The organism is Actinoplanes xinjiangensis, from assembly GCF_003148685.1.
Classification (GTDB): Bacteria; Actinomycetota; Actinomycetes; order Mycobacteriales; family Micromonosporaceae; genus Actinoplanes; species Actinoplanes xinjiangensis.
Genome location: NZ_QGGR01000004.1, coordinates 132,918 through 142,840, shown reverse-complemented (window position 1 = coordinate 142,840; position 9,923 = coordinate 132,918). Strand labels below are relative to the sequence as shown.

At 67.9% G+C, this 9,923-nt stretch carries 6 protein-coding genes; all 6 read left to right on the top strand.

Annotation, left to right across the window (positions count from 1 at the left end; translation table 11 throughout):
• Positions 1-23 precede the first annotated feature (23 nt).
• The gene (locus BC793_RS10500; protein WP_146246222.1) at positions 24-3,704 is read left to right on the top strand and encodes a GTPase; all 3,681 of its coding nucleotides are present in this window, start codon (positions 24-26) and stop codon (positions 3,702-3,704) included.
• On the top strand, positions 3,701-5,296 hold the full coding sequence (locus tag BC793_RS10495; protein ID WP_203896107.1) for a GTPase domain-containing protein: 1,596 nt from the start codon (positions 3,701-3,703) through the stop codon (positions 5,294-5,296). The genes BC793_RS10500 and BC793_RS10495 overlap by 4 nt, the downstream gene beginning before the upstream one ends.
• A gap of 131 nt (positions 5,297-5,427) precedes the next feature.
• Complete coding sequence (locus tag BC793_RS10490; RefSeq protein ID WP_109591744.1) at positions 5,428-8,040, top strand: FtsK/SpoIIIE domain-containing protein; 2,613 nt, start codon at positions 5,428-5,430, stop codon at positions 8,038-8,040.
• Between the two features lie 56 nt (positions 8,041-8,096).
• On the top strand, positions 8,097-8,357 hold the full coding sequence (locus BC793_RS10485; protein WP_146246221.1) for a hypothetical protein: 261 nt from the start codon (positions 8,097-8,099) through the stop codon (positions 8,355-8,357).
• A 323-nt stretch (positions 8,358-8,680) separates the two neighbouring features.
• Complete coding sequence (locus BC793_RS10480) at positions 8,681-9,136, top strand: hypothetical protein (protein ID WP_146246220.1); 456 nt, start codon at positions 8,681-8,683, stop codon at positions 9,134-9,136.
• 21 nt (positions 9,137-9,157) lie between these two features.
• Positions 9,158-9,793, top strand: coding sequence for a hypothetical protein (locus BC793_RS48750; protein WP_146246219.1), 636 nt, complete (start codon positions 9,158-9,160; stop codon positions 9,791-9,793).
• The last annotated feature ends 130 nt before the right edge of the window (positions 9,794-9,923 follow it).

The following is a 9,923-nucleotide window of genomic DNA, read 5'->3' as shown; positions in this document are numbered from 1 at the left end:
AATCGGCCGTCGAGCAGGGACGCATGGAACTGATCCACCTGGACGACATCACGGACGACTTGCTCACCGCCCTCACCCAGGGACGGGGTCCGGGCTTTATCGCTCGGCTGCATGACTTCGTTCATGGGTTTCCAGCGGAGTTGCGACGTCATCTCGATCGTGAGCGGGCTTCGCTCGGCACGTTCAACGTTGCGTTCTTCGGGCGAACCGGCGCGGGGAAGAGCACCTTGCTGTCGATATTCGGCCGACTCGACGGAGCGTACGTCTCGCCCGGTGACAACGATTTCACCACCGAGGTACGTCATGTCGAGTGGCGGGACTGCCGATTGTTCGACACACCCGGGATCAACGGCTGGGGTGCCTCCGAGAGCCGGGATGTCCTGGAAGCCAGGGCCCGTACGGCTGTCGAGATCGCCGACATCGTGCTGTTGTGCTTCGACAGTCAGTCCCAGCAGGCGATGGAGTTTGAGAAGATCGCCGACTGGGTTCTCGACCGGGGGAAGCCGGTGGTGGCCGTCCTCAACTCCCGTAACGGGCGTTGGCGTCACCCAGCGATGGTCCGCGAATCCGGCCGCCGGCATCTTTCCGAAACGGTGCGCCAGCATGCCGATAACATCCGCACCCAGCTTGCCCGGATCGGGTTGTTCGACGTCCCGGTCGTTGCGATCCAGAGCCAGAGGGCCCTGTACGCGCGCGCCGCGACCCCGTTCCGAGGCCCGTTTCCGGAGGACTTTCAGGACGCGAGGGAGACCTTCGGTACGGACTACCTGGATCGTTGGTCGAACTTCCGCATGCTGGAGCAGCTCATCGTCGCCGCGATCGCGGAGGGCGGGGCCGACCTGCGGCTGGCGGCGTTGCGCGAAGACATCAGGTCCCGGTGCCGCCACGGGATAGGCGAGTTGGAGGGCCTGGCGGCCGAACTCGAAGGGGAAGCTAACGCGCTGGAGCGCCGGGTCGAGTCGCTATTCGCCGTGCTGGGCTACCCGGACGAAACCGAACGTGCCGAGTGGCTGCACGACGCGACGCTCAGCGGAGACCTAGTCCACCTGTCCGAACAGGCACGGGGTCGTCCCTACACCTCGCCATCGAAGGGTTCGCTGGACCGCTTCGTCCGGCATCTCGCCGCCTCGTATCTCGCGGCCTGTCACCGCCAAGCCAAGGTCAACGTGGACGACGCGATCCAGCGGGCCTTCGCCGAACGCAAGGCATTCGGGAAGGAGGAGTTCCGCGAGGCCGCGTACGACCAAGAGGCCATGACCACCGCGGTGCAGGCCGTGTGGGCCGGCCGGCAGGATTTTCTGCAGCGTGAGTTTGAGATCGCGGTGGATCACGGACTCGCTGCAAACGGGCCAACCGCAGTGCACGCCGCGACGATTTCCGGTGACAAGGGCGGCAGCATGGCGGGTACCGCTGCCCGGAGCGGGAGCATCGCGGCGAGTCTCGGCGCCCTCGCGCTGCCGCTGATCTGGAACCCTGCGGGATGGGTACTCGCCACCACAGTCGCCGGCATCGGCATCGTCACGCAGGTTGGGCAGTACCTCGGCAAGAGGGCGAGCCGGCAGGGTGCAGAGCAGACCCGGAAGGCGAAGGCCGACGCCATCGCCGAGGGCCATCGGGCGGTGGACCGGACATTCGCCGACAAGGAGGATGCCCTCGTCCAGGAGAGCCGCCGGGCGGCGTGGACCGCGCTGGCGCCGGTGGTCGTCGAGTCGCTGAGCGCCGCGATCGAGCTCCGGATGGCGTGTGCTCGAATTACTGGGCTGCTCAACAGCCTGCGGACATACGCCGAGGCGATCCGTCCGGCACCGTTGGCGACCGATGTCCTGCGGCGGGCTCAGCACCGGATCGGAGCGACGCCGGCCGAGGTGACCCAGGTGCTGCTGGGCGAGGACTGGCTGGAGTCCGAGATCGGCCACCGGCCGGCGCAGATCGCCGAAGTGGTGCGTGAGGCGTACGCGATTCGGCAGGAGGCGGACCGTACGCGGCTAGCCGACGCGGTGGACGCGGCATGGCGGGCACCGTCGCCGGCGGCGATCTACTCATGGCGTCACGACCTGGAGGAGGCTGCCCGGCGTGACCCGGGCCTGACCGACGTCGTGGGGACCTTCTGGCGGGTGAACCGGGCCCGGCCGGCATTCGCTGTGCTGGGCGACTACAGCTCGGGGAAGTCGTCGCTGGTGCACCGGATCCTGGTGGACGGCGGGCGGCGACCGAGCGCCGCATTCGACACCCGGGCGCTGCCGGCGACCACGGCCGCGAGCTACTACAGGTTTCCCCGGTTCGATCTCGTGGACACGCCGGGCCTGCAGAGTGAGCACGTCGAGCACGACGCCATCGCGGTCGAGGCGATCACTGAGGCCGCTCTGGTCCTCGTGGTGGTCCACATCAACCTGTTGGTCGGCGACACCTCGAAACTGGAGGAGCTGCTGCGCGGCACGCAGACGGCCGCGGCCAAGGGCACGCGGACGGTGTTCCTGATCAATCGATGCGATGAGATGGGCGCCGATCCCCTGGCAGCCCCGGAGCGCTTCATCAGTCTGCAAGCAGGCAAATGCGAGGAGTTGCGCGTCGCTCTCGTCGCTCGCTCCACCGAGGTGAGCCCGGACCGGATTCACTGCCTGTCCGGGGATCCGTACGGCTTGGTCGGCGGGGCGGTGACGGCCGAGCCCGCGGACTTCGACGAGCATCGGCTGTGGGACGGCGTGGCCGCGCTGACCAGCGCGCTGTTCGGCCTCTCCGACGAGCAGTTGGCCGAAGCGGCATCGTCGGCTGCCCTCGACGCAGCGGTCACCGCCCTCAAGCGTTACCGATTCACACTGCGCCGGGTACTCGGCGGCGGTGCGGAGGAGCTGAGTCGCCTGGAACCGGTGATCGCCGGCCTCCGGGACGCCGTGCGCGACGGCATGCTCGTCGAGAGCACGCTGCGTGAGGAAGCCCGTCGCATGGTGGACCGGCACGCGGTGCAGGCAAGGTCCGCGGTCGCCGAGCTGGACCGCAAGGACGCCGGGAAGCTGACCGAACTCGTAGAGTCGTGGTGGAAGAGTCCGCAGTTCGAGGCCGACCTCGAGCGTTACCGCGAGGACTCGTCCCGCCGGTTGGACGAGTGGCACGGCGACTACATCTCGATGATCGGGCGCGAGATGGCGGCTGCCGAGTTGCAGGTGGCGCCCGAGCTGGTGGCGGAGTTCGAGGCTCGAGGAACCGCCTGGTACGAAGATGTGGCCTCGGGCGCCGGCAGTGTCGCCGGTGCCGTGGCGCCGCTGGCGAAGGCGCTCGGTCACCGGGACGCGTTCTACACGCTCCTGAAGCAGTTCAACTACAAGTTCAAGCCGTGGGGCGCGGTCAAGGGAAGCGCCAACGTCGCCCGGGTGGGCCTTGTCTTAGGGGTCATCGCCTCTGCGGTGGACATCGCGGAGATGGCCACCGACGCGAAGAAGGCCGACCAGCACCAGAAGCAGCAGGAATCAGCGTCGCAGGAGATCGACGAGATAGCCGCGCAGATCGTCGACATGATCCTGCGTGACGAGCAGTGGGGCGGCCACCTCGCCTACCTCGAACAGCGGGCCAGGGACCTGGAAGCGCTGCTTGACGAACACTTGGCCCGGGAGTCGTCGATAGCCGAGCGAATGGGCACGGCAAAGGCCCAGGCCGAGACGGCCGACGCCCTGATCACGGTTGCGGAGCAGATGGGGAGAAACGAATGACAGTGGTGGACGTCGACGCGGTACAGGATTGGCTCGGGCGGCTTCCCGGCGGATCACCTGGGCGGTACGCCGACGACTGGGACGCCTTCCAGAAGCGAGACCGGCCGGTGGTGACCCTCGTCGGGTCCTACGACACCGGTAAGAGCTCCTTGCTGCGCCGGCTACTCGTCGACGCGGGCCGCGAGGTCCCCGGCTGGCTGACGATCAGCGCACGCCACGAGACCTTCGAGGTCAACGAGGTCGAGATGGGCACATGCATGGTCCGGGACACTCCCGGATTCGAGGTCGGTGCCTCCGACGTGCGTGCCGGGAACAGCTCCCGCGCGATGGCCGCGGTCGGGCTCACCGACATCGGCGTCGTGGTCCTGCCCCCACAACTGGTGACCGCCGAGCGGGACGTGTTCCGGCAGCTGTTCACCCGAGGCTGGCCGACCGGGGCGATGTGGTTCGTCGTGTCGCGGTTCGACGAGGCGCACGGAAACCCGGAAGGAAACCGCGCTGGGTACCGCGAAATCGGCGACCGTAAGGTCCGCGAGCTGCGGGAACTGTTCAGCCTGGACGACCGGGTGCCGGTCTTCGTCGTCGCGCAAGATCCGTTCCAAACCGCCGGGCCGGACCCCGATCCCGGCTCCTGGATCTGGGATGAGTTCCGGGACTGGGATGGCATGCGGGACCTCGCCGCGGCCCTCGATCGGCTGTCCCCCGTGGAGCTACCCGAGTGGCGGCGTGCGGCCGGGCAGCGGTACTGGTCGACGGTGCTCGACGAGACCCTGTCCGAGCTGCGGGGACAACTGGCGGACTACACCGAGCAGGCCGCGGTCGCGAACCACGGAGTGCAACGCCGCGACCAGTGGGAGAAGCAGCTCGGCAACCTCGACCAGGCCGCTCAGGCCAGCCTCGAAGGTCTTGTCGACGAGGTGCTACGGCGGTCATGGGAGCCGGGATCCGCGGCCGGCGAGCTGCAGCGCACGGTCGGCGAGTGGTTCGCCAAACACCAGGCGCACCTCGATCGGTTACGGCAGTCGATCCGCAAGGGCAAAGAGAGGGACCGCGCTCAACCCACATGGAGCGGCTTCGCCTCGCTGGTGGAGAGGCTCGGCTCAGGGACGAAGACCGCCACCGCGGAGCAACCCGGCCGGATCTCGGAGCACACCGGAACCATCGGGACCATGCTGCTCGGCGTGCTGAAAACGATGACCCAGGAGGTTGGCGAAACCGCAGACAAGACCCGAATGGCGAAGATGGCCGAGAATGTGAAGCCGTACGTCGGCCCAGTCGAGGCTGCGCTTCCGCTCGCCGTCTACCTGACCGGGTTCATCGACAAGCACGTGGCGCATCGCGCGCGGGCCAGCCAGGACCGGGCCGCGGCCGAGACCCGGCAGCAGGTCGTCGACGAGTGCACCCGGATCGCCCGGGAGACCTGGCAGCCGTACGTCTACGAGGTGCGCGACGAGATTATCGTCCAGACACGGGATGAGGTCGATCTCGACGCGAGCCTGCGTCAACTCGTCAGGCAACTGCAAGAAACCATCGTGGAAGGCGAGGGCCTTTCTCGAAAGGATGCAGAACCGCTGCACGAGACAAGGGTGTAACTCCATCTCGAAGTCGAGGACTTAACCTGCACCCACGAGGAACACGCATCGAGACCAAGGAATGACACCACGTGCATGCGTCCGATAGGGTGACGCCCGGTTGATGCCGCATCGCTACGGGGAGGACCGCGATGGGTTCGATCGCGCAGTTTCTTGGGCGAGCGGTGGATTTGCATCGGCAGGCTGCGTCGTTGCTGCTGGATGCGGAGGCGGCGGTCGCTGGGCTGGAGGATGACCAGTTCGCGGGTGCGTCGGCCGATGGTGAGCTGCGGCGGCTGGTAGGTCAGCTGCAGGTCGTGGCTCAGGCCGGTCTGCCAGGCTGGCTCGGCCTGCCGCTCGACGGGCCGATCGTCAACCGTCAGCTCGGTCAGGACGCGCGGTCGGGTGGTCCGCTGTTCCTGCGGGTAGGCGACGCGGAGCCGATCCGTAGCAGTGTGTTCTGGGCAGCAGCGCCGTTCGTCGGCGCCGGCCACCTGGCAATCGACACCGACGCCCGAGACCGATCCGTGGCGGCATGGCTGCGCGGCGTCCTGGTGCGCACGATCGCGGCACTGCCAGAGGGCAGCGTGCGGGTGCTGCCGGTGGACGGGGCGATGCTCGGCGCAGTGTTCACTGCGTTCCGGCCGCTCATCGATGCCGAGGCGTGGGCCGCCCCGGCCACCACGCTCGCCGGGCTGCGCACCGCCCTGGATGAGGCGGAGCAGCAGATCACCGCAGCGCAAGCCGGCGATCTGCAGGCACCGCCCGTGCTGCTGATAGCCGTCGCCGCGTTGCCGTCGGGGCATGGGCGTGCCGAGTGGGCGCGGCTGGCCGCGATCGCTCATGCTGGCCCGGCCGCGCGGGTGCACCTGCTGCTGGCGGGCTGGCCGCCCACGCTCATGCACGGCGACGGGCCACCACGGCTGGACCACACGACGATGCTCAGCGCGGGTGGGGACGGCTGGTGGACAATGTCGGAGCCGCCAGGCCCGTACCGGTTGTCGGCCGACGGCAGCGGTCTTGCCGCACCGATCCGGCTTGATCCCGGTGCCAGCGAGGACGTGACTGCTGAGGTCAGCCGCCGGATGGCGGCGACCGCGGCGGTGGCCCGGCGCACAGACTTCGCGTCGCTGATGCCGGACCGGATCTGGCAGGAATCGTCCGCGACCGGGTTGCGGACGGTGGTCGGCCGGGACGGGCGGATCCCGTACGAGCTGGTACTGGACGACGCGACGCCGCACATGCTGCTCGCCGGGCGATCCGGCGCGGGCAAGACGAACCTGCTGTTGATCCTGCTGTACGCCCTCGCGTCCCGATACTCCCCGGACGAACTGGGTCTGTACCTGCTCGACTTCAAGGAAGGCGTGTCGTTCGTCGAGTTCACGCCCACCCTGAAAGACCCGTCCTGGATCCCGCACGCCCGCACGGTCGGCATCGAGTCCGACCGCGAGTACGGGCTCGCCGTCCTGCAAGCTCTGACCCGGGAAATGAACCGCCGCGCCGCCGCACTCAAAGCTGCCGGGGTCACCAAGCTTGCCGACCTGCGCGCCAGCACCGACGTCGCGTTACCGCGCCTGGTCGTCGTGATCGACGAGTTCCAGGTGCTGTTCGGCGCCAACGACACCCTCGCCCGCGACGCCGTCGCGGCCTTGGAGGACCTCGCCCGCAAGGGCCGCTCCTACGGCATCCATCTGATCCTGGCATCGCAGACTCTGTCCGGGATCGAGGCGTTGTACACGAAGAAGGACTCGATCTTCGGGCAGTTCCCGCTGCGGATCGCGCTGCCCGGCGGATCCGGCATCCTCGAATCCGGCAACACCGCCGCCGACGGCCTCCCGGTCGGCTCCGCCGTGGTCAACAACGCCGGCGGCGTCGAGCATGCCAACAGGGTCGTCCGGTTCCCGGAAGCCGACCCGGCGTCGCTCGCCGCACAGCGCCACATCCTGTGGCAGTCCAGGTCGCCGGTCAACGAGCCGCCCGCGGTGTTCGCCGGCTACGCCGAGCACCACATCGACGACGACCCGCTCTACCGCGCGCTCACCCCGCAGGTCCGCCGTCGGCAAGCCCTCGTCGGCCGGGCCATCGACGTCGGCTTACCGACCGTCGGCTTCGCCATGGACGCCGTACCTGGCCGGCACCTGGCCGTCCTCGGCACCTCCACCATCGGCGCGGACGTCCTGCACGCCGCCACGGCCAGTCTCGCCAGCCAACACGAGCCCGGCACCGCCCGCTTCGTGGTCGCCAGTTTCGCCGCCGTCGCCGACCAGGTCGTCGATGACCTCGTCGCCGCTTTGACCGCTGCCGGGCACGACTGCACCGAAGCCGACGGCGGAACAGTTCGCGCGATCCTCGCCGACCTCGCCACCGCTGCGCCCGGCAAGCCGACGTATCTGGTGGCGTTCGCCGCCGACGTCATCGTGCCGCTACTGGGCGAACGCGGCCCGGAACGCCGTACCGGCCTCGACGACCTGCGCACCGTGCTCCGCCAAGGGCCTGGCCACGGGGTCCACGTGCTGAGCTGGTGGCGCGTCGCCCGCCGCTTCTCCGACGCCATCGGCGGCTCCGCCGGCCGCGAAGACGTGGCCTGCCTGGTCGCGCTCAACGTCCCCGGCAGCGAGCTGTCCTCGCTGCTCGGTGACCACACGCTGTCCTGGCAGCCACGATCCAACCGGGCACTGCTGCTCGACCGGCACGACCAACGCCAACGGCTCATCGTGCCGTTCGTACGCCCCGGCCGCCACGACGAGATCAACGAACCGGGATGAGCTCGCGGCTGTAGACCTCTATGCCACTACCACGCTTCGAGAAGGAGGACACGCCGATGTCCGCGATCGATGAGGTGATCGCCGCCTTGCAAGGGGTGATCGACGAACTCAACGACACCAGCAACGCCGCCAACGCCGCAGCCTCGAAAACCGACGAAGCCGTCAACCAGGCCGTCGCCCTCGGCGCTACCGCCACCGTCGCCGGCCTCACCACGGTCAAGGAGAGTATCGAGAAGCTCTCCCAACAGGTGCACGGCACGATCGACATCGCCAACGACACCATCAGCCAGGCCCGAGCCGTCGCCGACGGCACTTGAAGAGGTAGCGGCGGGGGCAGCACAGGACCGCCCGCACGTTCTCCGCGGAAACCCAAGCGCCTGACCAAGAAGGAGCGACGAAGGAGAGCGGCAGCGCGACGCGTCGCTGAGGAGCAGCACGCCAAGGCGCCGCCACGCCGATACTTGACTCCGACCGCAATCGGGGCAATGGGAGCGGCGACGGCGGTCGCCTGGTCGCCGTGGCAGGAGTTCATGCCGGTGCCGGTGAAAGCGGTAGCCGGCGTGGCGATCGCTGCGATCGCTGCCGTCGCCGCGATCCGATCTTTCGTCGACGAGCTACGGAAGAACCGAAAGGACTGATGGTGGGAAAGATTGACTTCAGTGTGGAGCCGCTCGTACGCGAGGCGCTTGGAGCGGTAGTTGGCAAGGACCTTGCCCGCCTGCAACAAGCTCTCGGCGCGTTCACCGGTGATGAGGCCGCTATTCACGGTCTAAACCTTGCTACGGCGGTGTCGCTTTATGTCCTGTACGACCTCAACGAAGGCGCACGGTCGACCAACGAGGAGCTCGCTGAAATCGCAGGAGAGGTTGCAACCGCTGAAAAGTGGGTCGGCGTAGCCGACGACGAGGTCAACAAGTACCTTCAGGCAGCTCACTCCGGAACGCGAGTCGATCAGATCCTGCCGATGGAACGCGTGATCATCCTTGCTTACGTCATCGCGGCCAATCTTCTTGCCTCCTACTGCGATGAAGGCGAGCACTGGTGGGATCTCCTCGATCGGGCTGAGGCTGCGATCGAAGCTTCGCCGGAACGGTGATGTTCGTGATGCGGGGCCGCCATGAGATGGCCTGAATACGCTGACCTCGCGCGCCAACTCGCCGATGCCCGCAGCCAGGAAGAGGCGAGGTCTACGCAGGTCCGGCAGCGAGCCCTCACAGGCCGGGCCGAGGTCGACAAGCTCAAACGACGGCTGAACGTTCAAGGGGAACACCTCCCTGCTCTGGCGCAGCGGTTACGGGAGCCACATCCGTCGTTCGGCGGCACAGCGCGAACTGGGCTGAACGACGTCGATGAAGCACTTCGGCGAGCCTGGGACGCGGTGAACCAGGCTGACGTCGAGGCCCGGAAGGCCGAGGAACGCGGCATGCGGCCTGCCCTCTTCCCGACGATGTCGCCAGTAGGCCGTAACGCGCTGATCTACTCTGTCGCGGCGTTCTGCACGTGGCTGGTTGCCTGCGGTCTGTTCATCCTCGCTCCGTCCGATGGGGCTTCGGCAGGAACGTTGTTGTGGTCGATGTGCGGCCTGCCTGCTATCGCGTACTTCGCCGCCTACATCGTCATCTCGGTGTTCGGTCGGCCGCGTGCGCAGTCGTTGGGCGACGTCGAGCATTCCGCGCGGCTGGGCGGGCTGATCTGCTTCGGCGGTAGCTTCCTCGCCTGGATCCTGGTTCTGGCGGTGACGGCGCTGATTTGAGCCGCCGTCAGCGACATGGCATCGCGCTGCGTCGCTGATGAAGCAGAACAGCCCGCGCCGGCATGGTCATGCGCTTCGACGAGTCTCACCGCCAGGGTTCGTCGGGATGCCGACCGATTCCAGGAACCTT